Below are 26206 nucleotides of genomic sequence, written 5' to 3'. Positions count from 1 at the left end.
GAACCTGGCCCTGCACTGTCGATCCGCAGCGTAATTCACGGATCCCTTACCGAAGATGTTTGAGTGCGGCATTCGCGGCATGCACACCGCACATTCCGTGTGCGCCCGGACCGGGGGGAGTGGCCGCGGAGCAGATATACATGCCCGGGGTGCCCAAACTGTAGGGTCCCAGTGAAATCCGCGGGCCGAATACCAGCTGGCGGATGTCCTTGGCGCCGGTCATGATGTCGCCGCCCACATAGTTGGCGTTGTATGCGGACATCTCGGTGGTCGAGCGCACGGCCATGCCGATGATGCGTTCACGGAACCCGGGCGCGAACCGCTCGATCTGCCCGATGATCGCCTCGGTGGCGTCTCCGCTGTAGCCAAAAGGCACGTGTGCGTAGGTCCACAGCGGATGGATATTGCCCGCGGAGCGCTGCGGATCGGCCAGATATTGCTGGCCGACTAGGACGAAGGGCTGCGCCGGCATGGCACCGGCGTGGATCTGCCGTTCGGTGGCGGCCACCTCGGCGTAGGTGCCACCGAGGTGCACGGTGCCGGCGCGGTGGGCGTTGGGGTTGGTCCAGGGAACTCCACTGTCGACAGCGAAGTCGACCTTGAAAGCGCCCGGGCCGTGGCGGAACTTCGCGAACGCACGGCTGACTCGCGTGGGCAGCAGATCGCCGAGAATGTCTGCGACAGCGCCGGGTTCGAGATCGAAAAGAGTCAGATCGGCGTCTGGAAGTTGAGCGGCGTTCGCCACCCGAACCCCCGTGTGGACCGTTCCGCCCAGCTCGGCGAGAGATGCGGTCATGGCCCTGATGAGGGAACCGGTGCCGCCCGAGACGACGGGCCAGCCGTGCCGGTGCCCGGCGGTCATGATCCCCAGGCCGACCGCCGCCGTCATCGGGTAGTGCAACGGCCGGAAGGTATGTGCGGCGACGCCGCCGTAGAGTGCGCGGGCGGGCTCGGTGCGGAACAGCCGCGCGATCGTCGAGGCGGGTAGTGCTGCGGGTAGTCCGAATCGCGCCAGCTGGATCGGGTGGTGGGGCACATGCAATAACGGTGCCGTGATGTCTTCCGAGAGGGTGTCGAAATGCTCTGAGGGGTAACCGAATAGTGCGTGCCATCGGTTACCGTCGCGCCCCATCCGAGTGGCCGTGTCGTCGACCGACCGGTACAGCACACCGGCCGTGCCGTCATCGAGCGGATGCACACAGTCGATCTCGGGCAATAGCCAGCGCACACCGTGACGAGCCAGGTCCAGACTCGTCAGGAACGAGGACCCGATGGCCATCGGGTGCGCCGCGGCGCAGTGGTCATGGATCAATCCGGGCTCGAGCATCTCCGAGGAACGGCATCCGCCCCCGGGTTCATCAGTGGCCTCCAACACTGTGACCGAGATCCCTGCACGTGCCAGGGTAATTGCTGCGGCCAGCCCGTTGGGTCCGCTGCCGACGACGGTCGCCGTGCTCATGCAGTCTCCATACCGTCTGCGCAGTTGACGCGAAAGGCCAAGGCAACCAACGAATTACAGACGATCTGCACCGCGACATCCACCTCCGTCGTGTCTGACACCACAGTCTACAAACCGGTGCGGCGTGTTCTTGGCTGGCTGGATATTGTGCCCGTCGGGCCGGTTGACGAAAGTATGAACGGTGTGCAAATTTTGTCCCTGTGGCGGTAGTCGGCAAGCAGGCAGGTATCGGTGATCTTGTGGATCAGCTACAAGGTCGATATCCGAGCTTGACTCGCGACGTCGTGGAGGCGGTGGTTCGTGCCGAACACTCCCGCTTCGACGAGAGCCGATTGCGCGACTACGTTCCGCTCCTGGTGGAGCGGCGTGCACGCGAGGAACTCGCGCTGCTCAGCGTGTAGCGATCTACCTGTCGGGCAGCACTCCGGATCCGTGGATCGCGGCGCGAATCGCGGGTTCCGCGGTGCTGTTGGCAATGAACAGCATCTCGTCGCCGGCCTCCAAAACGTCTTCGGGTTTAGGCAGCACGACCGTCCCTCCCCGAAGCACGGTGACCAACGCGGTATTGGGCGGCAGCGCCAATTCCTCCACGCGTCGTCCCACCAAGGGGTTGTCTTCGGGCAGAGTCAGTTTTGTCAGATCCGCCCGGCCCTCGCGGAGTCCCATGAGACGAACCAGGTGACCGACATCGATCGCGCCCTCGACACCCGCCACCATGGCGCCTGGTGTGGAGACCGCGACATCGACACCCCACGCCTGACTGAACAACCACTGGTTGCGAATGTCATTGATGCGGGCCACTACCCTGGGCACGCCGAACTCGGATTTGGCCAGCAGGCCCACGACGAGGTTGGCTTTGTCATCGCCGGTGGCGGCCACCACGACATCGCAGGTTTGGATCCCCGCGTCCTCCAAGGTTTCCAGTTCGCAGGCGTCGGCGTTGAGCCAGTCCGCCGCGGGCACCGTGTGCGGCTCGAAGTTACTGCGTTCGCGTTCGATCAACAGGATTTTGTGGCCGTAATCGAGTAGCTCGCCCGCGACAGAACGGCCGACCTTGCCCGCGCCGGCAATCGCGACCCGCATCTTCCGTTCCGCCACCCCGCTATCGTGCCCTATTAATCGAAGTCAACCGACGGGAACCACGTGAGCTTGCACCAGCTGTACCTGGCCTTGCTCATCGGTGGCCTCGTGCTGCTCGCCAGCATCGTCGGTACTCGCGTGGCCACGCGGATCGGATTTCCCAGCCTTTTGTTCTTCCTGCTGGTGGGGGTCGTTCTCGGCGAGGACGGGCTCGGTGTCGAGTTCGACAACGTGGAATTGGCTCGGAATGTGTGCACCGCTGCGCTTGCGGTGATCCTCGTCGAGGGCGGTTTGACCACACGGTTCTCCGATATCCGCAAGGTCCTCGCCCCTGCCGGTGCGATGGCCACGGTCGGTGTCGTCATCAGCACCGTGGTGACCGCGGTCGGCGCGCATGTGCTGTTGCGGATGGATTGGCAGCTGGCATTGCTGCTCGGCGCCATCGTGTCCTCCACAGACGCGGCCGCGGTTTTCTCGGTCTTGCGGGTGCTGCCGCTGCCACGCAGGGTGGCCGGACTGTTGGAGGCAGAGTCCGGTTTCAATGACGCGCCTGCGGTGATCCTGGTTCTGATGTTCAGTGTCATGCCCTTCGTGTTCGAGCCGAAGAGTGCGGTGATTCAGATCGTCTACGAGCTGCTGGCTGGTTCGGCGATTGGTCTCGGGTCTGGCTTTCTCGGGGCGATGGCCCTGCGTCGCGTCGCGCTGCCCGCGTCGGGGCTGTACCCGATCGCGACGTTCGGGCTGGGGCTGGTGGCGTTCGCCGCCTCGGGCAGCGTCCATGCCAGCGGCTTCATCGCCGCCTACCTGGCCGCGGTGGTGCTGGCCAATTCTGGTCTGCCGCACCGGTCTGCCACGCGATCATTCGCCGAGGGACTCGGTTGGCTGGCGCAGATCGGCCTGTTCGTCCTGCTTGGGCTGTTGGTTAACCCGACCGAGCTGGTGCATGACATCGTTCCGGCGATCCTGATCGGCTTGGTTCTCCTACTGATTGCCCGGCCGCTCTCCGTGGTGGGATCGCTTCTCGGATTTGGTATCCCGTGGCGGGAGCAGGCCTTTCTCTCGTGGGCGGGCCTACGCGGCGCGGTGCCTGTGGTGCTTGCAACCTTTCCCATCGTGGAGGGCGTGCCTAACAGTTACCGCCTTCTCAACATCGTGTTCGTCTTGGTGGTGGTTTTCACCTTGGTACAGGGACCGAGCCTGCGGCCCGTCGCGCATCTCCTGGGGCTGATCTCCCGGGAGGCCACCCGTGAGATCCAAGTCGAGGCAGCTCCTTTGGATGTGCTCGACGCCGAGCTGCTCACCATGAAGGTGCAGCCGGGATCTCGGCTGTGCAATGTGACCATCCTGGAGCTGCGGCTGCCCGATCCGGCCGTCGTCACCCTGGTCATCAGACAGGGCAATACCTTCGTTCCGCTACCCGACACCCGAATCGATTCGGGCGATGAACTCATGATTGTGACCACCAGTAAGACCCGGGCGTTGACGGAGTCGCGGTTGCGCGCGGTGAGCAGGCGCGGCAAGCTCGCGCACTGGTTCGATGAGTACGGCGAAGTCTGACCGATCCGCCGCGGATGCTGTCAAGCCGCTGTGAAGAATGGGTGTTGCGTTGACGCGCACCGTTTCTCAGGCATACAGTACCGATGTTCAGCACCTCGCTAGGTGAGGCTCCTGCACGAACACAGGCCACTGATCCGACGACGTCGAGAGACGCCCAGGGTTAGGACAGGTCTCCCCGGCCTAAGGGGTGACCCGAAGTGGCTTCCCACCAGGGATTACGTCGTGCAGTGCCGAAGCTCTGACGAGAGAGGTGATTGGGTCGTCCGATGTCGGGCGCCTGTCCTCCCGTTCGAGTGCCGCCTGGCTTGCGCTGATATGACGACCGATGCGGCATGGCCGCCCTGGCAGCAAGGAGGTGAGGGGACGAGATGAAGTCCGGCGATAGTCCGTATTCCAGCCCGGATCGAAAACCTGGAGTAATCCAGCACGTTTACATGTTCCCAGCCTTCCGCTGCGACACCGTTCACGCCTGACCTGACGCGAAAACATATGCGCCAGGCTTACTTTGGCATGCCCGGAATCCCCTGCGCAGCGGACAAACCCCTGAAGGGCGGCAACTGCAATGGCATTCTTCAACGGCGTACCTCGCCGAAACCATCGACCCGCGGAGGCCCAGCCCATCGGGAGTTCCACCAACGGCCCGGCCTCCCAGACAGTGGGGGCCGTCATGGACAGTGCGCATATCGGCGACATCGTCGGTGCGTTGGGCACAATCGGCCAGCACGAGACGACGGATGGCCGCGGTCGGTGGCAGCGCTTCCGGATGTTGTTGGCAGTACTCGGCCCCGGTCTCATCGTGATGGTCGGCGATAACGATGCCGGTGGAGTCGCGACCTATGCCCAAGCGGGCCAGAACTACGGCATGGCCCTGCTATGGACGCTGGTGCTGCTCATCCCGGTGCTGTACGTCAACCAGGAGATGGTCGTCCGACTGGGCGCGGTCGCCGGAGTCGGGCACGCTCGCCTCATCTTCGCCCGGTTCGGGCGGTTCTGGGGTGCCTTCAGTGTCGGGGACCTGTTCGTCGTCAACGCCCTGACAATCGTCACCGAATTCATCGGGGTGGCAATGGCATTGAGCTACTTCGGGTTGCCCCGGGTAATCTCCGTACCGCTGGCGGCGGTGTTGCTGTTCGCGGTGATCGCCGGGGGTTCGTTCCGGCGATGGGAGCGGTTCCTGTTCGCGCTCATCGCGATCAACATCGTCATGATCCCGATGGCGATCCTGGTGCACCCGTCCCTTACCACCACGGCGTCCGGTTTCGTGCCGTCATTCCCGGGCGGTCTGAACGCCGAACTACTGCTGCTCGTCGTCGCGATCGTGGGTACCACTGTCGCGCCATGGCAGCTGTTCTTCCAGCAATCCAATATCGTCGACAAGCGGCTGACACCACGCTGGATCCGTTATGAGCGAATCGATCTCGCCGTCGGCATCGTCCTGGTGATGGCGGGTGCCATCTGCATCATGGCGGCGGCCGCATTCGGCCTGGCGGGCACCGACGCGGTCGGCAATTTCACCGACGCCGGTGCGGTGGCACGGCTGCTGCATGATCATGTGAGCCCCGCGGTGGGTGCCTTGTTCGCCGTGCTGTTGCTTGATGCCTCGCTCATCGGTGCCAACGCCGTCGGGCTGGCCACCACGTACGCCTTGGGCGATACGTTTGGCAAGCGCCACTCGCTGCACTGGAAGATAAACGAGGCGCCTGCGTTCTACCTCGGGTACGGGCTGCTGCTGGGCATCGCCGCGGCGGTGTCGTTCAGCCCGGACCCGGTGCTGGGTGTCCTCACACAGGGCGTACAGGCGCTAGCCGGCGTGCTGTTGCCCTCGGCGACGGTGTTTCTGGTACTGCTGTGCAACGACAAGGCGGTGCTCGGCCCGTGGGTTAACTCCATGCGCCAGAACCTTTTTGCGGGGGTCATTGTCTGGGCGCTGGTGCTGCTCTCGCTGTCACTCACCGCGGCGACCTTCTTCCCTGACCTGACGACGGGACAGCTCAAGGCATTCTTCGCCGCAGGCGCAGGTGTCGGCGTCCTGGGCGGGCTTGCGGTCGTCGTCGGGAAGAAGTGGACCGATCGTCGGGCTGCCGTACAGACGGCGGCGCAATTCGGCGGCCTGGACCCCGATGAGGTTCAGGATCTGGACTCGCTCCCGCAGGACCGCGCATTGCGGCGCGATCTCCTGCGCCAGGAGCGTGACTCCTGGCGCACCCCGGCGCTCGACACGCTGGGCCGCCCAGCCTGGTCGCCGCTGCGGACGGCGGGAATGGTTGCGCTGCGCGGGTATCTGCTGCTGGCGGTAGTACTTGTCGCCGTGAAGATCGCCCAGACCATCATCGGGTAGCGATATGAAGTGGCTTGAGTGGGCGCGTTGCCGCGGCATGCCGACCGACCTGTTCTTCTCACCGGATCACGAGCGGGGGAGGGCTCGGACCCTGCGGGAGGCTCGAGCCAAACAGATCTGTCGGCACTGCCCGGTACGGGAGCCATGCAGCAGGTATGCCATCGCGGCGGGCGAATTATTCGGGGTGTGGGGGGCGACCACACCGCGGGAAAGACGCGACCGGAGCCGGGTGCCGCCTCGAGTGCGAGCACTAGACGTGGTTAGTGGAAACGAATAATATAGTTCGGTGAGCCGAAATTCTCCGCTGGGCCGGGACAGCATGAATGCGTCATGGTGCGAGACGGTTGCGATTGCTCAAGCGATCGCCCTGGGCGACAAGGTTTCCGCGGCTCACATCCTGCGGACCAGCCAGCGCCGGCTCACGGTTTCCGAGGGTCTGTTGCATCTACTCTCGGTGCTGATGCGTGCGGCTCCGGTCGGTGCTACGAGTCGGCTACTCGATACCGCCCGGGCCTGCACGCCGCCACCACCTATACCGAATCTTGTTTCAGTACAACCATTCCAGGAGGTCGCGTTCACAATGCCCACGCTCACCGATGAGATGAAGCGGATGCTCGGTTCCCAACTGGCGGTCCTGGCGACGGTGACCGACGGCACGACCCCCAACATCGGGCCCAAACGCTCGCTGCGGGTGCGCGATGAACGGTCTCTAATCTTCAATGAGAACACCGGCGGGCAGACACTGGCCAATATCCTTGCCGGATCAAAGGTTTCCGTTGCCGTGATCGACCGCGATGCGCTGGACGGGTACCGGTTCGTCGGTTCTGCCCGCATCCACGATTCGGGGCCGGCATTCGATGATGCCGTTGCCTTCGCAGAGGAGCGGGGACTGAAGTACCCGCGCTGTGCCGTCGTCATCGCCATCGAGGGCATCTACACACTTAAGCCGGGCGTTACTGCGGGGAAGCCCGTGTAGACATGGATCATGACGAAGCCCTTCCCGGCCTCTGACGAGGTCGTCGTGTACTGGCGGCCGGGTTGCCCCTTCTGCATCAAGCTGCGGACGCAGCTGCGCTTCACTCGGCTGCGCTACACCGAGGTGAACATCTGGGAATCGCCCGAGGCTGCCGCGTACGTGCGTTCCGTTGCCGACGGCAATGAGACGGTGCCGACCGTCAGCGTCGCGGGGCATCCGTTGGTGAATCCCTCGCGACAACAGCTGCTGGCGGCAGTGCGTAAACATGCTCCGCACGCATTGCGACAGTGACGCTCCTCACGCCGAGATGACGTTTGTGCGGGACTTCTCCGGCCTAGACCAGCATGAATGTCCACTCGGTGGGAGGGCCGCACCGCCACCCACAGGGAATAGTTAGCATAGGTATGTACTTTTCTACTGTGGGCGTAATCGCCCGTTCAAAGCAACGCGGACCGATCCCGAGGTATCTGGCATGACACAAACGATTTCCACACCAGCCGCAACGACCAGCCCTGATCTCAGGGAAGATCAGGCACTCGAGCGCCGCGTCGCGGAGGTCGTGTCCAACGACCCGCAGCTGCAGGCGCTGTTGCCCGATGACGGGATTGCCGAGGCGGTCAATGAACCCGGCTTGCCGCTCGTCGAGGTGATCCGGCGACTACTGGAGGGTTACGGGGAACGCCCGGCGCTTGGGCAGCGAGCCATCGAATTTGTCACCGATGACAACGGCGCGACCTCCGTTGTGCTGAAGCCCGAGTACACCACCACCTCCTATCGCGAGCTGTGGAATCGCGCCGAGGCCATCGCCGCCGCGTGGTACGACCAGGGAATTCGTGACGGTGACTTTGTCGCTCAGCTCGGCTTCACGAGCACGGACTTCGCCTCGTTGGATGTCGCGGGACTACGCCTCGGGACGGTGTCGGTGCCGTTGCAGACCGGCGCATCGGTGCAGCAGCGCAACGCGATCTTGGAGGAGACGCAGCCCACGGTGTTCGCGGCCAGTGTCGAGTACCTCGATGCGACGGTGGAATCCGTGCTTGCGTCGCCGTCGGTGCGGCTGCTGTCGGTCTTCGACTACCACCCCGAGGTGGACAGCCATCGCGAGGCGTTGCGTGCGGCGCGCACTCGGCTCGATGATGCCGGTCGGGCCATCACCATCGAGCTCCTCGGCGAGGCCATCGCACGCGGACGCGAGCTCCCCGCGGCCCCACAGCCCAGCGTGGACCCCGATGCGCTGCGGCTGCTCATCTACACCTCCGGCAGCACCGGCACCCCCAAGGGCGCGATGTACCCGCAGTGGATGGTCGCCAACCTGTGGCAGAAGAAGTGGCTCACCACCGCGGTGATTCCGTCCGTGGGCGTCAACTTCATGCCGATGAGCCACCTGGCAGGCCGCCTCACGCTGATGGGCACGCTTTCCGGCGGCGGCACGGCGTATTACATCGCCTCCAGTGACCTGTCGACGTTCTTCGAGGACATCGCACTCATCCGTCCCACGGAGGTGCTGTTCGTACCTCGTGTGGTGGAGATGGTCTTTCAGCGCTACCAGGCCGAGCTGGATCGCTCGCTTGCCCCCGGTGAGAGCAACGTGGATATCGCCGAGCAGATCAAGGTGCGCATCCGTGAGGAGGATTTCGGTGGGCGTGTGCTCAGCGCCGGATCCGGTTCTGCACCGCTGTCTCCCGAGATGAACGACTTCATGGAATCGCTGCTGCAGGTGGCGATGCTCGACGGCTACGGTTCCACCGAAGCCGGGGCGGTGTGGCGCGACGGCATCTTGTCGCGTCCGCCCGTCACCGAGTACAAGCTTGTGGATGTTCCCGAACTCGGTTACTTCACAACGGATTCCCCGCATCCTCGGGGTGAGCTGCGCATCAAGTCGGAGACCATGTTCCCCGGCTATTACAAGCGCCCTGAAACCACTGCCGATGTCTTCGACGAGGACGGCTATTACATGACCGGCGATGTGGTCGCCGAGCTGGGAGCCGACCACCTCAAGTACCTCGACCGCGTCAAGAACGTCCTCAAGCTCGCCCAGGGTGAGTTCGTCGCGGTGTCCAAACTGGAAGCCGCCTACACCGGCAGCCCGCTGGTTCGGCAGATCTTTGTGTATGGCAACAGCGAGCGTTCGTTCCTGCTGGCGGTCGTGGTGCCCACACCGGAAGCCCTTGAACGGTATGTGGATTCGCCCGATGCGCTCAAGCCGCTGATCCAGGACTCTCTGCAGCAGGTCGCCAAGGACGCCGAACTGCAGTCCTACGAAATCCCCAGGAACTTCATCGTCGAGACTGAACCGTTCACCGTTGAGTCGGGCTTGCTGTCGGATGCGCGCAAGCTGCTGCGCCCCAAGTTGAAAGAGCACTACGGCGAACGGCTGGAGGCGCTGTACGCGGACCTGGCCGAAAGCCAGAACGAGCGGTTACGTGAACTCGCCCGGGAGGCGGCCGGCCGGCCGGTACTGGATACGGTGACCGACGCCGCGGCGGCCCTATTAGGTGCCTCCGCCACCGATCTGGCCCCCGATGTGCGATTCATCGATCTGGGTGGTGACTCGCTGTCGGCGCTGTCGTACTCGGAGCTGTTGCGCGATATCTTCGAGGTGGACGTTCCGGTCGGCGTGATCAACAGCGTCGCGAACGATCTCGCCGCGATCGCCCGGCATATCGAGGCCCAACTGGCCGGTGACGCCACCCAGCCGACATTCGTGACGGTGCACGGCAAGAACGCGACCGTCATCAACGCCGCCGAGCTCACCCTCGACAAGTTCCTCGACGAGTCGTTATTGAAGGCGGCCAAGGATATTGCGCCCGCGACCAGCGATGTGAAGACCGTGCTGGTAACCGGCGGCAACGGTTGGCTCGGACGCTGGCTGGTGCTCGACTGGCTCGAACGGCTGGTCCCCAAGGGCGGAAAGGTGTACGCGCTCATTCGCGGCACCGGCGTCGACGCCGCTCGGGCTCGGCTGGATGCGGTCTACGAATCGGGTGACCCGGATCTGTCGGCGCACTACCGTCAGCTGGCAGACCAGGGCCTCGAGGTTATCGCCGGTGACTTTGGTGATTCGGATCTTGGTCTGACACGAGATGTTTGGCAAAAGCTCGCCAGTGATGTGGATCTGATCGTGCACTCCGGTGCGTTGGTGAACCACGTCCTGCCGTACAGCCAGCTGTTCGGTCCGAACGTGGCAGGTACCGCCGAGATCATCAAGCTGGCGCTATCCGAACGGCTCAAGCCGGTCACCTACCTGTCGACGGTGGGCATCGCCGACCAGATCCCGGTAACCGAATTCCAGGAGGACTCCGACGTTCGCCTGATGTCGGCCGAACGCGAGATCAACGACGGCTACGCCAACGGGTACGGCAACTCCAAGTGGGCAGGCGAAGTGCTGCTGCGGGAGGCCCACGATCTGGCCGGTCTGCCCGTCCGGGTGTTCCGCTCCGACATGATCCTGGCGCACAGTGACTACCACGGCCAGCTCAACGTCACCGACGTGTTCACCCGCACCATCCAGAGCCTGCTGCTCACCGGTGTCGCACCGGCCAGCTTCTACGAACTGGATGCCGACGGCAACCGCCAACGGGCCCATTATGACGGTGTGCCAGGCGATTTCACCGCCGCGTCGATCACCGCGATCGGCGGCGTGAAGGTGACGGACGGCTACCGCAGCTTCGACGTGTTCAACCCGCACCATGACGGTGTCTCACTGGACACCTTCGTGGACTGGCTGATCGAGGCCGGGTACAAAATCGTGCGGATCGACGATTACGGTCAGTGGCTCGCCCGATTTGAGACGGCGCTCAAGAGTCTGCCGGAGCAGCAGCGACAGCAGTCCGTGTTGCCGCTGCTCAAGATGTACGAGAGGCCGCAGCCGGCGATCGACGGATCTGCCCTGCCGACCGCCGAATTCAGCGGTGCGGTGCGGACGGCCAAGGTTGGTGACGCAGGCGAGATCCCGCATGTCACCAAGGACCTGATCCTCAAGTACGCCGCCGACATCAGCCTGCTGGGGATGATCTAGCCGATAGAATCCCGCCTGTGACCGGTGCAGGCGGGGAGCAGCGTCTGCATGACCTCGCGCGGCTACGCCGGGTGCGCGACCGGATCGACCGCGAGTACGCGCAGCCGCTGAACGTCGAAGCGTTGGCACGCGATGCGCATATGTCGGCGGGCCACCTGAGCCGGCAGTTCAAGAGCGCCTATGGAGAGTCGCCGTACTCCTACTTGATGACACGACGTATCGAGCGGGCCATGATGCTGCTGCGCCGCGGCGACCTGAGCGTCACCGAGGTCTGTTTCGCGGTCGGCTGCTCATCACTCGGCACCTTCAGCACCCGGTTCTCCGAACTGGTGGGTGTGCCGCCCAGTGTCTACAAGGAACGAACCGCGGAGCACATCGTGGGCATGCCCTCCTGTGTCGCCAAGCGAGTCACCAGACCGATCAGGAATCAAGAAGCATCCCCTTCCGGGCGGCGGCTAGCGTGACCGTCATGGACATCACGATCAATGCGAGCTTCCTTCCACACACCGACCCCGAGGCCTCCCTGGCGTTCTATCGCGACGCCCTCGGATTCGAGGTCCGCAACGATGTCGGGTACGAGGGGATGCGGTGGATCACCGTGGGACCGGCCGGACGTCCCGATATGAACATCGTGCTCACACCGCCCGCCGCCGACCCGGGTATCACCGACGAAGAGCGCCAGACGATCACCGAGATGATGGCCAAGGGCACCTACGCCAGCATCATGCTGGCCACCGACGACCTCGACGGACTCTTCGAGCGTGTGCGGGCCACCGGTGCCGAGGTCATGCAGGAGCCCACCGATCAGCAATGGGGTTCACGAGACTGTGCCTTCCGTGACCCCGCCGGCTGCACCGTCCGGATCCAGGAGCTGTCCTGAATGGCCAAGAGCGCCAAAGTTACCCAGAATCATCCGGCTGACAACCATGACCTGATCCGGGTGCACGGTGCCCGGGTCAACAACCTCAAGGACGTCAGCGTCGAGCTGCCGAAACGCAGACTCACGGTGTTCACCGGCGTATCCGGCTCGGGTAAAAGCTCTTTGGTGTTCGGCACGGTCGCCGCCGAATCCCAGCGCCTGATCAACGAGACGTACAGCGCCTTCGTACAGGGATTCATGCCATCGCTGGCGCGGCCGGATGTCGACGTGCTCGACGGGCTGACAACGGCGATCATCGTCGACCAGGAGCGCATGGGGGCCGATCCGCGGTCCACGGTTGGCACGGCCACCGACGCCAACGCAATGCTGCGCATCCTTTTCAGCCGACTCGGCAAACCGTATATCGGTTCAGCTCAAGCCTTTTCGTTCAATGTCGCGTCGATAAGCGGCGCGGGAGCGGTCACCGTTCAGCGTGGGTCACAGTCCACGAAGGAACGTCGCGAGTTCAGCATCACCGGCGGCATGTGCCCGCGATGCGAGGGCAGGGGTTCCGTCAACGATATCGACCTCACCGCGCTCTATGACGAGAACAAGTCGCTCAACGAGGGCGCTCTCACCGTGCCCGGCTACAGCATGGATGGGTGGTACGGGCGCATCTACCGCGGCTGCGGATTCCTCGATGCCGACAAGCCGATTCGCAAGTACACCAAGAAGGAACTGCATGACCTGCTCTACAGGGAGGCGACCAAGCTCAAGGTCGACGGGGTTAACCTGACGTATCTCGGCCTGATCCCACAGATCCAGAAGTCGTATCTGTCCAAGGACATCGACGGCATGCAGCCACATATCCGCGCCTTCGTGGAGCGGATAGCCACCTTCACCACCTGTCCGGATTGCCATGGGACCCGGTTGTCGGAGCTGGCCAGGTCCTCGAAGATCAAGGGCAAGAACATCGCCGAGGTCTGCGCGATGCAGATCAGCGATCTGGCCGAGTGGGTGGGAGGGCTCAAGGAGCCTTCGACCGCCCCGCTATTGGACAAGCTGAGGCATTCTCTCGACTCGTTCGTGGAAATCGGTCTTGGATACCTCTCCCTCGATCGACCCGCCGGGACGCTATCCGGGGGAGAGGCGCAGCGCACCAAGATGATCCGCCATCTCGGCTCATCGCTCACCGATATCACGTACGTATTCGACGAACCAACAATCGGCCTGCATCCTCATGACATTCAGCGGATGAACAATCTGCTGCTGCAACTGCGCGACAAGGGCAACACCGTCCTGGTGGTGGAGCACAAACCGGAGGCCATTCAGATCGCCGACCATGTCGTGGATCTGGGACCCGGTGCGGGCGCCGCGGGCGGGACTGTTTGCTTCGAGGGCACCGTAGCGGAGCTGCGGTCCAGCGATACCGTGACCGGGCGTCATCTTGACGACCGTGCCGCGCTGAAAGACTCGGTGCGAGAGTCGGATTCCTCCTTGGAGATTCGCGGCGCGAACACTCATAACCTGCAGAAGGTCGACGTCGACATTCCCCTCGGTGTGCTGGTGGTCATCACTGGGGTCGCAGGCTCCGGTAAGAGCTCTCTGATCAACGGTTCGGTGTCCAAGCTCGACGGAGTGGTCGCCGTGGATCAGGCCCCGATACGCGGTTCACGTCGCAGCAACCCGGCCACCTACACCGGTCTTCTGGAACCGATCCGCAAGGCATTCGCCAAGGTCAATGGAGTCAAGCCGGCGCTGTTCAGCGCGAATTCGGAGGGGGCTTGCCCCAACTGCAATGGTGCGGGTGTCATTTACACCGACCTGGGGATGATGGCAGGTATCGCCACGACATGTGATGTGTGCGAAGGCAAGAGGTTCGATGCCGCCGTGTTGGACTATCACTTGGGTGGACGCGATATCAGTCAGGTGCTGGCGATGTCGGTCGCCGACGCCCAGGCTTTCTTCGGCGATGCCTCCTCGGACAGCAATGTGAAAGTTCCCGCTGCTCATAAGATCCTCACCCATCTGAACGATGTCGGCCTGGGGTACCTCAGCCTGGGGCAGCCCCTCACGACGCTTTCCGGCGGCGAACGGCAGCGCCTCAAACTCGCCACCCATATGGGCTCCGATGGTGGTATCTACGTTCTTGATGAGCCCACCACCGGCTTGCACCTAGCCGATGTCGAACAGCTTCTCGGCCTGTTGGACGGCCTGGTGGATTCCGGGAAGTCTGTGGTCGTTATCGAGCACCACCAGGCTGTCATGGCGCACGCCGACTGGATCATCGATCTGGGCCCCGGTGCCGGGCACGATGGTGGCCGGATCGTCTTCGAGGGCACACCGAGGGATCTCGTCGCCGAGCAGTCAACCCTGACCGGGGAGCACCTCGCGGAGTACGTCGGCGTCTAGCGGCGCCCTCGCACCAGTCTGGTCGACTTTCCCACTACATCTGTTGTGAAGGCGAATTGTCTACGCTGTCCTGGACGCAGGAGGTAGCGCATGGCAACGAAGCCCGTAGCTGTTCTCGGTGGTACCGCATTGGCTGGGGTGGGAGCGGCGGTGGCAGGGATCGCCGGCACCGCGACCGCTTTGCGCAGTCCCTCGGTGGTGCGGCGGCTCAACAGCTGGGCGGCGCGCAGGCTGACTGCTGCGCAGCGTGCCGATCGCCATGCGGCCATTCTCCCCACCCCGATCCCGGGACCCGGCTTCTACTCCGATCCGGGCGATCTCTCCGACCGCGCCAACGGGGAAATTGTCCGCAAGCAGTATGTGCGGCCGCGTGTTCCGATTCCGGGTGCCACGATCCACCGGTTCATGGTTCGCTCCACCGACACCGCGGGAAATGCGGTGCCCGTGACGGCCACCCTCATCGAGCCGAACCGTCCCTGGCGAGGCGCGGGTGCGCGACCGGTGGTGGTGCGCAACCAGCCGATCAACTCGCTAGGCCTCAAGGCCGCACCGTCCTACCGCATCGAACGGGGCTTGTATGTCGACGTGCCCCCGCTGTTGCCATTACTGCTGGCCAAAAACTATGCGGTGCTGATACCCGATCACGAGGGGCCGCGGATGGCGTACTCGGCGGGCATCATGGCCGCACACGCGGTTCTGGACTCGGTGCGCGGGATGCGAAGAATAAGCGCGGATCTCGTCGAATCCCCCATGGTTATGGATGGGTACAGCGGCGGCGCCATTGCGACCGTGTGGGCCGCACAGGAGCAGCCGGCATATGCGCCGGAGCTTCGTTTCCGCGGAGCGGTAGCGGGAGGAACACCAACGGATTACGCCCTGTTGTATCGAAGAATGAATGGCGCCTTGGGATCTGGGCTGTTCGCCGCGGCGACGATCGGGCAAGCGCGCGAGTACCCGAGTATGGTGGAACTCTTCGACGATTTCGCGTTCTATGTGACGACCCTGATCAAGGATCTGCCGCAGCCGCCTCTGGCGGCCGCCGGGATTGCACGAATCGACTTGGATGTGTTGGCGGCCATTCCGGAGCCCTTCGAATCGGAGATCGCCCAGGATGTGATTGCCGCGAATAAACCTGGCGCCACGGCACCTACCATGCCGATCCTGCTGTACCACGGCACCAAGGACAAATTCCTCGGCGATCAGTTCATTCCGGAGGAGGGTGTTCTCGAGCTCGCCGCCAGCTGGCGGTCCAAGGGAGCGACGGTGGACTACCTGCCTGTGCCCGGTGAGCATCTGATCGCGGCCGGATGGGCGATGCCGAGTGTTCTGCGTTGGATGCGGAGCGCTCTCGGGGATTAGTAATCCACGAATCAGGATGTGAGTCAGGGTTTTCCCGGAGGCGGAGGCAGCCGCCGAATCGCTACGCTCGTTGACATGACGATCGCCGCGCCCGAACTATCCGGCACTGCTGAAGACGAGGGACCCGAGCCGACAGCTCGGTGGACTCCACTGCAGAAGCTCGGATTCCGCCTGCTCTTCACCATCGGCGGCGGCATCCTGGTGCTCTCCGTCTACGGCAACCTCGGGCTGTCCGATCTGTTCGAGCCGGTGCTCTGGCTGTCGGCTCAGATCGGGAGTTTCCTCATCCGTGGGCGCGGCATCGAATTGACCGTGTCCGCCGGCGGTGACCTGGTGTGGATGTGGTGCTACCACCTGGGATGGATTGTGGTGGCCCTGCTGATCACCGCACTGTGGACGGCGCTGGACCGCCACCGCCCGAACTACCGTCGCCTGGCCGCCTCGCTATGGGTCTTCGCGCGGTTCGGTCTGGCCATGTCGATGATTACGTACGGGATGGCCAAAGCCATCCCCACACAGATGGGATTCATGGCACTGCCCGACCGGCAACTTCAATTGGTCGGTGATACAAGCCTATTCAACACGCTGTGGGGATTCATGGGGGCCTCGGAGCCGTACTCGATCGCTACCGGGCTCGTGGAATTGGTCTCAGGGCTGCTGCTGCTGTGGAACCGCACGTGGGTGTTGGGGGCGTTGGGTTCGGTATTCGCGATGGGGCAGGTGTTCCTGCTCAACATGACTTACGACGTGCCGGTCAAGCAGGTGTCCGGCGAGCTTTTCTTGATCGCAATTGCCGTCACCGCACCGATGTGGCCAAACCTTGTGCGGGTGGCGTTCAACCGCGGGACGCAACCAGCGCAGCTTTGGCGGGTGCTCGGTGCGGACCGACGGTGGCTGCTAAAGACAGGCATCGTGCTCAAATTCGGGTTGGCATCGGTGATGACGGTGCTCATTGCCTTTCAGAGCCTTGTGGTGTCCTCGACGTACAAGACACCCACTTCCAGCCTCGATGGTGTATGGCATGCAACGTCATTCACCATCGATGGGCGTGAGGCAACGCTGAACCAGGTTGAACCCGCACCTTGGCCCAACGTGGCCATTTCCCACCGTGACAAGGTGGCGGAGTTCAGTGTGATGACGTTCGTCTCCCAGACGCCCGACGGTCGCACCTCGTCGTGGACGCTCAAAATTGACGGCGACCGGTTGGAGTTGCGCAAGCGCGAGTCCGATCCTCCACAGCAGATACTGAATGTGCGGCAGCCGTCTCCCGATCAGCTGGTACTCACCGGGGAGGTCGACGGCAAGAGGGTCGAGGGCACCTACGAGCGCCGGTTCATGGAACGGAGCCAGTCCGGATTCCGTTGGATACAAACGGAAATGGACCCAGAAGCCGCGCACTCCCGGGACTAGCCGGGGCGGCTGCTAGCGGCACAGCGTATCCGTCCACGCCCTGCCAATGAGTAGAACGATCACGAGATACACAAGAGCACTGGATATTTCGCAATAGCGGGAGGGCTCGCGTGATGTGCTGTGGGCGATATGGCTGACGATGGTGGCGAAGAAGCGAGAAGCGGCCCTGCTCCCCGGAAGCCGAATGGGGTTTGGCTGTAACCAGATACGGTGCGAGGCAGGTCCGGGGGATAGATTTCTGGACGAGCAGTCCATTACCAAATCAAGGTGGCCGTCGGCCTAATCATCAAGGCATTGAGGCGTTTCCGGCCAAGATCTCGGTTTGTGTCGTTCGTGACGCACCAGCATGATTTACTCGTCGGAATCGGGTCGCGCGCAACGTGGCGTGCCGTACGTAGGCGGTGCTTCGCACGACCGAGCCTGGAGTGCAATCGCATTCGAAGTTCGGTTATCTGTTGTGTTCACATCCGATCTGGAGACGCATGTTTGTGCAGCTGACATGCTGCCGGGCACGCATACAGTCGGAGGGACTTGCGATTTTCAGGATTTTGAAGCGGCTGTGGATTCCGTTGGTGCTTGTGGTGGTAGCAGTTGCAGGCGGATTCACCGTGTCGCGGTTGCACGGTGTCTTCGGCAACGAGCGTCGGCCCGCGTACGCCAGCACCGAACGTGAGGAGAAGCGGCCGCACGACCCCAAGTACCTGGTCTATGAAGTGTTCGGTCCGCCGGGCACGGTGGCAACCATCAGCTATTTCGACGCCGACGCTGAGCCGCAGCTCATCAGGGACGCGACGCTGCCGTGGTCGGTGGAGTTCCCGATCACCGAGGCGACGGCCATGGGAAACATCACCGCGCAGGGCGACACCGACAGCATCGGATGCCGCATCGTCGTCGGCGATAAGGTCAAAGACGAGAAGATCCGGCACGGTGTAAGCGCATTGACCTTTTGCATGTTGAAGGCCGCATGAGCACTGCCGTCGAACCTCGCACGGAGCCGTTGCAGGTACAAAGCCGCCCGCCGTTCGTAGCGCGGATGATCCGTCGGCTGTCGGTGCCGATCATCCTTGGCTGGTTGGCAATCGCCGTAATTTTGAGTATCAGCGTTCCGTCGCTTGAGCAGGTCGAAAAAGAGCACGCGGTTGCGATGAATCCCGCGGCGGCGCCGTCGTTCCAGGCGATGCAGCGCATGGGCGAGGTGTTCGGCGAATCTAATTCCAGCTTTGTGGCGATGATCGTCCTGGAGGGGCAGCAGTCCCTGGGCGACGACTCGCACCGCTATTACGACGATTTGATTCGCCAGCTGAAGGCCGATACCACGCACGTGCAGCACGTCCAGGATTTTTGGGGCGACGCGATCACCCAGGCCGCTGCGCAAAGTGTCGACGGTAAGGCCACGTATGTACAAGTGGCCCTTGTCGATCCCCGAGAGGGGGCGTCGGCGAACCAATCCGTGGAAGCCGTCCGGGGCATCGTGGCGCGGACGCCATCGCCGCCGGGGGTCAAGGCCTATGTCACTGGCCCGGCAGCGTTCGCTGCAGATTTGGGCCCTGCCGGCAACAGGACGGTCCTCCTGGTCACAGGGCTGAGCTTCCTGGTCATCTTCACTATGTTGCTCTTGGTCTATCGATCGGTCATTTCCGTCATTCTCATGCTGGTGGTCGTCGGAATCGAGTTGACGGTCGCCCGAGGATTCGTGGCCTTACTTGGTGGTCTCGGGCTTATCGGAGTTACCACGTTTGTCGTCAATCTGCTGGTGGCGCTTGCCATCGCGGCCGGAACCGATTACGGCATATTCTTTACCGGGCGATATCAGGAGGCGCGTCAGGCCGGCGAGGATCGGGAAACCGCCTTCTACACCACCTTTCGCAGTGTTGCGAAAGTGGTCTTGGGTTCCGGCTTGACGATTGCCGGCGCGGTTCTCTGTCTGCACTTCACCCGGCTGCCCGTGTATCAAACTCTGGGTGTCGCCACCGCCGTCGGTATGGTCGTCGCGGTCGCGGTGGCCATCACTCTGGTGCCGGCTGTTATCGCCATAGGTAGCCGTTTTGGGCTGTTTGAGCCCAAGCGGAAAGTCATGGTCCGTCGATGGCGTCAGATCGGCACGGCAATCGTTCGGTGGCCCGCACCGATTCTCGTCGCGACATGCGCAGTGGCGCTTATCGGGATATTGACGCTGCCCGCATACCAACCAAGCTATAACGACCAGAAGTACATCCCGCAGGACATTCCCGCCAATGTGGGCTACGCGGCCGCTTCACGACACTTTCCGCAATCGTTGATGATGGCGCCGGACGTACTGCTGATCGAGGCCGATCACGATATGCGCAATCCGATCGATTTTCTGGTGCTGAACAAACTAGCCAAGGGCGTCCAAGCCGTCCCGGGCGTTTCCAGGGTTCAAGCGGTGACTCGCCCCGGTGGAGAGCCTCTTAAGCACACCACGATCCCGTTCATGCTCAGCATGAGTAGCGCGAGTCAATCGCATTTGATGCCGTTCCAGAAGAATCGGATGGACGACCTGCTGGTCCAGGCCGACGACATGCTGAAGACGATAGCCGTCATGAAGCGCATGCAAGCGTTGACGGAGCAGATGGTGGGCACAACTCATGACATGGTCGGAACAACACATGAGCTGCAAGAAATCATGAACGAGTTGCGGAATCATGTGTCGAATTTCGATGACTTCATTAGGCCGATTCGAAATTATCTTTACTGGGAGAAGCACTGCTACGACATTCCGGTTTGTCAGGCGATTCGATCAGTCTTCGACACACTCGACGGCGTCGACGAGGTCTCCGATAGATTGGGCGATCTAGTCGCAAACCTCGATCGACTGGACGAAGTCCTGCCGCAAATGGCCGAGCAATTTCCAGTGATGATCGAGACCATGGAATCCACGCGGAAAATGATGTTGTCCATGCACAGCACCATGTCGGGAATCTTGGATCAGATGGAACAGTCGACCAATAACTCCACCGCGATGGGTAAGACTTTCGATGCCGCCCAAAACGACGACTCGTTCTATCTGCCGCCAGAGGTTTTCGAGAACGAGGACTTCAAACGCATGATGGACATCTTCCTGTCACCGGACGGGAAGGCGGCCCGTATGTTGATTTCACAAAGGGGCGACCCCGCCACCACCGAGGGCATGTCGCTGGTAGAACCGATTGAAACCGCGGCCGCGGAAGCGCTCAAGGGCACTCCGCTACGCAACGCCACGATCTATCTCACCGGCACCGCAGCATCGGTGAAAGACGTGGTGGACGGCTCCAAATACGATCTCTTGATCGCGGCAACCGCGGCGCTCTGTCTCATTTTCGGGATCATGCTGGTCATGACGCGCAGTTTCATTGCGGCGCTGGTTATCGTTGGGACAGTGGCACTTTCGTTGGGTGCGGCGTTTGGGCTCTCGGTGCTCATCTGGCAGAACATCCTCGGCATCCCGTTGAACTGGGTGGTGCTGGCGATGTCCGTGATCATTCTTTTGGCGGTCGGTTCCGACTACAACCTGCTGCTGGTGTCACGGATGAAAGAGGAGATAGGCGCCGGCATTAATACCGGCATCATCCGGGCGATGGGTGGAACCGGCAAGGTGGTGACATCCGCGGGTCTCGTCTTCGCGTTCACCATGTTGTCGATGGTGGTCAGCGACCTCGTCACCATCGGGCAGCTGGGTTCGACCATCGGTATCGGTTTGTTGTTCGACACGTTGGTGGTGCGCGCGTTCATGACTCCCGCGATCGCCGCGCTGCTGGGGCGCTGGTTCTGGTGGCCACAGCAGGTACGCCAGCGTCCTGCCAGTGCATTACGTCGCCCGGCAGGCCCCCGTCCGTTGGTGAGTTTCCTTCTGCAGAAGGAAGAGCGCTAACCGTAATGAATGCGTTTACCTTCTGCCGGGTGAGGGCCGCGTGAGCACCCACCGGTTGGCCAATCGGAGGCCGTTCGTAGCCGGGTTGATCCGTCGGCTGTCGGTACCGATCATCCTTGGATGGTTGGCGATCATCGCCGTCGTGACCTTCGCCGTCCCATCGCTGGAGCGTGTCGGGCGGGAAAGCTCGGTGTCGCTGGTTCCCAAGGCGGCGCCGTCGTTTCAAGCGATGCAGCGTATGGGCAAGGTATTCGGGGAGTCTGATTCCGACAGCGTGGCGATGATTGTGTTGGAAGGTCAGCAACCCCTCAGTGACGACGCGCACCTCTACTACGACGATTTGATTCGTCAGTTGAGAGCCGATACGACGCATGTGCAGCACGTCCAAGATTATTGGGGGGACCCGCTCACGGCGACGGGTGTGCAGAGCGCCGACGGTATGAGTGCCTACGTTCAGCTGAATCTTGCGGGTAACCAAGGCCAAGCCCTGGCGAACAAATCCGTGGACGCCGTCCGGGGAATCGTGGAACGGACGCCACCACCGCCGGGGGTCAAGGCCTATGTCACGGGCCCGGCGCCGTTGGTGGCGGATATGAACCACGCGGGCGACACATCCATTGTCAAAATCACGCTCGTGACGTTCGTGGTGATACTCACGGTGTTGCTTTTTGTATACCGCTCGATTGTCACGGTGGTTCTTCTGCTGATCATGGTGGGAGTACAAGTGCAGGCGGCGCGGGGCATCGTCGCGCTCCTGGGCGACCATGGTGTCATTGGACTTTCGACCTTCGCGGTCAACCTGCTGGTGTCACTCGGGATCGCCGTCGGCACGGACTACGGCATATTCTTCATCGGGCGATATCACGAAGCGCGTCAGGCCGGCGAGGATCGCGAAACGGCGTTCTATACCACCTATAGCAGCGTCGCCAAGGTGGTCGTGGCCTCCGGGCTGACGATTGCGGGAGCAATTTTCTGTCTAAGTTTTACCCGGCTGCCCTATTTTCAAACCATGGGCATTCCCGCCGCGGTGGGAATGGTTGTTGCGGTTGCCGTGGCTGTCACGCTGGTTCCGGCAGTTATTGCGTTAGGCAGCCGTTTTGAGCTGTTCGAGCCTAAGCGGAAGATGATGGTCCGTCGATGGCGCTGGGTTGGCACGGCGATCGTTCGGTGGCCCGTGCCCATCCTCGCCGCGGCATGCGCTGTCGTGCTTATCGGCCTGTTGGCGCTTCCGGGATACAAGACCAGCTATGACGATCGACTGTATGTGCCCCAAGACATTCCAGCCAATGTGGGCTATGCGGCCGCCGAGCGGCACTTTCCCGAGTCGCGAATGACGCCCGACGTTCTGATCCTCGAGGCGGACCACGATATGCGCAATCCGGCAGACTTCGTGGTTCTGCACAAACTGGCCAAGGGCCTCTACGCCGTGCCGGGTATTTCGATGGTGCAGAGCATCACTCGACCCGAGGGCAGCCCGATCGAACGTACTTCGATTCCGTTCCAGATCAGCCTGCAGAGCGCCGGCATGCTCCAGATCCTGCCGTTTGGGAAAGACCGCATGGAAGACATGCTGAAACAGGCCGACGGCATGGCGAAGATGATCAATCAAATGCAGCACACCTACGATCTGATGCGCAACATCTCCGGTATCACCCACGAGACGGTCGTCATGAACAGGGAACTGACGGCGACCGTTGACCGGTTGCGGAACTACATTGCAGACTTCGACGACTTCTTCAGACCGCTTCGCAATTACCTGTATTGGGAGAAGCACTGCGAAACCATTCCGATGTGCTTCGGGGTCAGATCCATATTTCAGGCACTTGACGGTACCGACCAGCTGAGTGATCAGACGCACCAGATCCTCGCGCGCGTAGAGCAGATGGACGGGCTTCAACGGGAGTTGATTGCCCTGTTCCCGCCGATGATCACGACCATGAAGGCAATGCGCGCCATGATGCTGACCATGCACAGCACCATGTCGGGGATGTTTGCGCTGATCGACGAAACGGCGGCCAACGCCACCTCGATGGGAAAGATCTACGACGGCGCCCAAAACGACGACTCGTTCTATCTGCCGCCAGAGGTTTTCGAGAACGAGAGCTTCAAACGCGCCATGTCCTTGTTCTTTTCACCGGACGGGAAGGCTGTACGTCTGATCCTGACGTATCGAGGCGATCCTGGGACGCCGGAGGGCCTTTCGCGGGTGGATGCGGTGCGGTCGGCGGCCGAGGAGGCGCTCAAGGTGACGCCGCTGGAGAACGCCAAGATTCACCTTGCCGGGACCGCGGCGACATTCAAGGACCTACGCGACGGGTCTGCCTACGATCTCTTGATTGCCGGCGTTGCGGCGCTCTGTCTCATTTTCGGGATCATGCTGATCATGACGCGAAGTTTCGTCGCGGCGCTGGTTATCGTTGGGACAGTGGCACTTTCGTTGGGTGCGGCATTTGGGCTCTCGGTGCTCATCTGGCAGAACATCCTCGGTATGGAATTGCACTGGCTCGTGCTGGCGATGTCCGTGATTATTCTTCTGGCGGTCGGTTCCGACTACAACCTGCTGCTGGTGTCACGGATGAAAGAAGAGATAGGCGCCGGTATCAATACCGGCATCATCCGGGCCATGGGCGGAACCGGCAAGGTGGTGACAACCGCGGGTCTCGTCTTCGCGTTCACCATGTTGTCGATGGTGGTCAGCGACCTGCGCGTCATCGGACAGGTGGGTTCGACCATCGGTATCGGTCTGTTGTTCGACACGTTGGTGGTGCGCGCGTTCATGACTCCCGCGATCGCCGCGCTGCTGGGGCGCTGGTTCTGGTGGCCACAGCAGGTACGTCAACGCCCTGCCGGCGGATCGCAGGATTCGGCGGCCCCTGGTCTTCTGGTTACGCAAGATGCCTAAGTTCTTGTTGGAGTTGACTTATGACGGACCGGGTAAAGCGCGGGTGACATCAAGTTTGGCCCATTAGGGTCGGAATGGTTGAGAAGTATCAGTAGGAAGGATCTGTGCATATGTTTCGTCCGTCAATGGTCAACGTGGCCGCCGGACTTGGGGCACTGGCGTTTTCGCTGAGCGCCGGTGTCGGGATCGCCTCCGCGGACCCCGATCTGGATTTGGCCATCAACACAACATGCAGCTATCCGCAAGTGGTGGCTGCGCTCAATGCGCAAGACCCGCAGTTCGGTAAGGCATTCGCTCAATCACCGATACTGCAACGCGGCCTGCGTGAGTTCCTTGCGGCCGGGCCGGACAAGCGGGCACAGACTGCCCAAGATGTGGCGAACGCCCCAGCCTTCCAGCCGTATCTGGGAGTAATGGAACAGGCCTACAAGACCTGTCACAACTTCTGACCAGATTGGGCGTGAGCCTCTTTGGCTGCGTCCGATTGGTCAGTGGATCTCGCCGGTCAGGCCGAAATCGGCCAGCGTGAGCCCGGCCAGCTCACATAAAGCGGCTTTCGTATTGGTCGCGCCCGGTTGGTAGGCGCCGACGCTGATGAAGATCTTCCCGTTGAGGCGCCCGGACAGTATGAACATTCGACCGCCGGTTCGTTCAAGCAACTGTCGTCTTTCGCGTTGCCCGGTCGCACGTGCATTTTGGAAGTCGGCCATGGTGCCCGCTGGGTAGCCGATGAACGTGCTGAGATCGCCGAGGTAAGAACAAAACACAGACTGATCGGGGTCGGCGGGGATTCTGGTCACCATCCGCTTCAGCGTTCGCTTCGGCGCGAACGAGGGCAGCCACAGGAGTTGCTTCGAATCGTCCGACGTCTCCTTCAGGGTGGTCAGCGTCTGTTTGACGGCGGCTCGAACGTCACGCAGATCCGTTGTGAGCGAAGCGGGGTCGATACTGACGCGGGCATACGACAGCGCCATCGCACGGGTGTCTTCCTCTGTGCGGTCGCTGATGGGGATTTGCAAGGTGACTGCGCCGTCAGCTGAGCGTCGACGCCCGATCCGTTCCCCGAGCTTGGCGGCAAAGGCCGCAGCGAGCGTATGACTCGCGCCGCCAAGAGCTTCCGCACGGGCATCCCAATTGTCTAGCTCGACATAGATTGTGATGGCCGGTACGAGCACAGTGTCATCGGCGACGGCCGCGTTGAAAGCGGGTGGTTGCGGTGCCGGTGAATGCTCGTTCCCACTCTTGTCACGCGCCTGTTTCCGGGCCAGTTTTACTGCCGTCACAAGCGCCCGGGCGACCTTGGGTACGTCACGCGCCGTTTGCCGGGCGTCCTGGCCCACTGCGCGCAGTCGAGTGCGTGACAACGGTGACGGGTAACCAAGATCGCGTGTCTTGCCCAGGGCCGCTTCGACTATCACGAGCGCGAGCCCGAGGCCGTCGATCAGGTTATGCGAAAGCACCAGGCTGATCGCGGTTGTGCCGTCTTTTAAGGGAAGGACGCCGATATGCCAGCCGGGCCCGGATTCGGGGTCGATACGCACCTGTGAGCGTTCATCGACCCAGTCGCTGAACTCGACCCGTGGACGGGCATGCTGAGCGATCTCGATATCCGATTGCCCATGATCTGCCACCCACCGATGCCGGGCGATCGGAAGTGCTGGACGCTCGATGCGCCGGCCCAACAAACCTTGACCGAGATTGCGATGAAAGCGCCGCAGCGCATCGAGGTCGACATCGTGCCCGTATAGCCACGTAACCTGAATGATCACGTTCATGCCGGCGGCGCGATGCTCAGCCACTAGTGCTTCATCCGCCAAGGCGAGTCGGTTATCCGGCTGCGCAGCAGCTTTCGAAGCGCGACGTTTGTTCAGGGTTTCGCGCACACGACGTATCTGCCCAGGCACCGATCAGACTCCTTCGTTCTCTACGCGCGTTCACGGTGTCACGCTGCGGTTGCTCAGTGGCCGG

General features: G+C 62.3%; 19 protein-coding genes and 1 riboswitch. Of the genes, 16 read left to right on the top strand and 3 right to left on the bottom strand.

The window, feature by feature from the left end; translation table 11 throughout:
• Positions 1–46: 46 nt before the first annotated feature.
• A complete protein-coding gene (locus tag MLB1_RS09910) occupies positions 47–1459 on the bottom strand; it encodes an NAD(P)/FAD-dependent oxidoreductase (protein WP_180749459.1) in 1413 nt (470 codons plus the stop codon).
• 200 nt (positions 1460–1659) lie between these two features.
• Between MLB1_RS09910 and MLB1_RS24055 the strand changes: the two genes are divergently transcribed.
• A complete protein-coding gene (locus MLB1_RS24055) occupies positions 1660–1860 on the top strand; it encodes a three-helix bundle dimerization domain-containing protein (protein WP_180749458.1) in 201 nt (66 codons plus the stop codon).
• A 4-nt stretch (positions 1861–1864) separates the two neighbouring features.
• Here MLB1_RS24055 and MLB1_RS09900 read toward each other — a convergent pair whose 3' ends face one another.
• Positions 1865–2542 (bottom strand): TrkA family potassium uptake protein, encoded by a 678-nt coding sequence (locus tag MLB1_RS09900; RefSeq protein WP_180749804.1) that lies wholly within the window; start codon positions 2540–2542, stop codon positions 1865–1867.
• A gap of 60 nt (positions 2543–2602) precedes the next feature.
• Between MLB1_RS09900 and MLB1_RS09895 the strand changes: the two genes are divergently transcribed.
• The 15 genes from MLB1_RS09895 (at position 2603) to MLB1_RS09825 (ending at position 24687) form a co-directional block, all read left to right on the top strand.
• On the top strand, positions 2603–4096 hold the full coding sequence (locus MLB1_RS09895) for a potassium/proton antiporter (RefSeq protein ID WP_180749457.1): 1494 nt from the start codon (positions 2603–2605) through the stop codon (positions 4094–4096).
• Between the two features lie 87 nt (positions 4097–4183).
• Positions 4184–4353: riboswitch (M-box (ykoK) riboswitch) on the top strand.
• Between the two features lie 410 nt (positions 4354–4763).
• On the top strand, positions 4764–6434 hold the full coding sequence (locus tag MLB1_RS09890) for an NRAMP family divalent metal transporter (RefSeq protein ID WP_180749803.1): 1671 nt from the start codon (positions 4764–4766) through the stop codon (positions 6432–6434).
• 4 nt (positions 6435–6438) lie between these two features.
• Entirely contained in the window at positions 6439–6711 is a 273-nt protein-coding gene (locus tag MLB1_RS09885) for a WhiB family transcriptional regulator (RefSeq protein ID WP_180749456.1), read from the top strand.
• A gap of 303 nt (positions 6712–7014) precedes the next feature.
• A complete protein-coding gene (locus tag MLB1_RS09880; protein WP_180749802.1) occupies positions 7015–7410 on the top strand; it encodes a pyridoxamine 5'-phosphate oxidase family protein in 396 nt (131 codons plus the stop codon).
• A 9-nt stretch (positions 7411–7419) separates the two neighbouring features.
• On the top strand, positions 7420–7701 hold the full coding sequence (locus MLB1_RS09875; protein ID WP_180749455.1) for a glutaredoxin domain-containing protein: 282 nt from the start codon (positions 7420–7422) through the stop codon (positions 7699–7701).
• A 181-nt stretch (positions 7702–7882) separates the two neighbouring features.
• On the top strand, positions 7883–11428 hold the full coding sequence (gene car, locus MLB1_RS09870; protein ID WP_180749454.1) for a carboxylic acid reductase: 3546 nt from the start codon (positions 7883–7885) through the stop codon (positions 11426–11428).
• 17 nt (positions 11429–11445) lie between these two features.
• Entirely contained in the window at positions 11446–11892 is a 447-nt protein-coding gene (locus tag MLB1_RS09865; RefSeq protein ID WP_180749453.1) for a helix-turn-helix transcriptional regulator, read from the top strand.
• Between the two features lie 5 nt (positions 11893–11897).
• Positions 11898–12308: a VOC family protein gene (locus MLB1_RS09860; protein WP_180749452.1), complete on the top strand. Its 411-nt coding sequence runs from the start codon at positions 11898–11900 to the stop codon at positions 12306–12308.
• Positions 12309–14699, top strand: a complete 2391-nt coding sequence (locus MLB1_RS09855) for an excinuclease ABC subunit UvrA (RefSeq protein WP_180749451.1) — start codon at positions 12309–12311, stop codon at positions 14697–14699.
• Between the two features lie 90 nt (positions 14700–14789).
• Positions 14790–16058: a lipase family protein gene (locus tag MLB1_RS09850; RefSeq protein WP_180749450.1), complete on the top strand. Its 1269-nt coding sequence runs from the start codon at positions 14790–14792 to the stop codon at positions 16056–16058.
• Positions 16059–16133: 75 nt separating this feature from the next.
• Positions 16134–17468: a hypothetical protein gene (locus MLB1_RS09845; protein WP_180749449.1), complete on the top strand. Its 1335-nt coding sequence runs from the start codon at positions 16134–16136 to the stop codon at positions 17466–17468.
• Positions 17469–18025: 557 nt separating this feature from the next.
• Positions 18026–18436 (top strand): MmpS family transport accessory protein, encoded by a 411-nt coding sequence (locus MLB1_RS09840; protein ID WP_180749801.1) that lies wholly within the window; start codon positions 18026–18028, stop codon positions 18434–18436.
• The gene (locus MLB1_RS09835) at positions 18433–21336 is read left to right on the top strand and encodes an RND family transporter (RefSeq protein ID WP_180749448.1); all 2904 of its coding nucleotides are present in this window, start codon (positions 18433–18435) and stop codon (positions 21334–21336) included. Before MLB1_RS09840 ends, MLB1_RS09835 begins: the two co-directional genes overlap by 4 nt.
• A 40-nt stretch (positions 21337–21376) precedes the next feature.
• Positions 21377–24238 (top strand): RND family transporter, encoded by a 2862-nt coding sequence (locus tag MLB1_RS09830; RefSeq protein WP_180749447.1) that lies wholly within the window; start codon positions 21377–21379, stop codon positions 24236–24238.
• Positions 24239–24348: 110 nt separating this feature from the next.
• Positions 24349–24687, top strand: a complete 339-nt coding sequence (locus MLB1_RS09825) for a hemophore-related protein (RefSeq protein WP_180749446.1) — start codon at positions 24349–24351, stop codon at positions 24685–24687.
• Between the two features lie 39 nt (positions 24688–24726).
• Here MLB1_RS09825 and MLB1_RS09820 read toward each other — a convergent pair whose 3' ends face one another.
• Positions 24727–26142, bottom strand: coding sequence for a hypothetical protein (locus tag MLB1_RS09820; RefSeq protein WP_180749445.1), 1416 nt, complete (start codon positions 26140–26142; stop codon positions 24727–24729).
• Between the last annotated feature and the right edge of the window lie 64 nt (positions 26143–26206).

The organism is Mycobacteroides sp. LB1, assembly GCF_013449725.1.
Classification (GTDB): Bacteria; Actinomycetota; Actinomycetes; order Mycobacteriales; family Mycobacteriaceae; genus Mycobacterium.
This window is presented reverse-complemented; position numbering and strand designations above follow the sequence as displayed.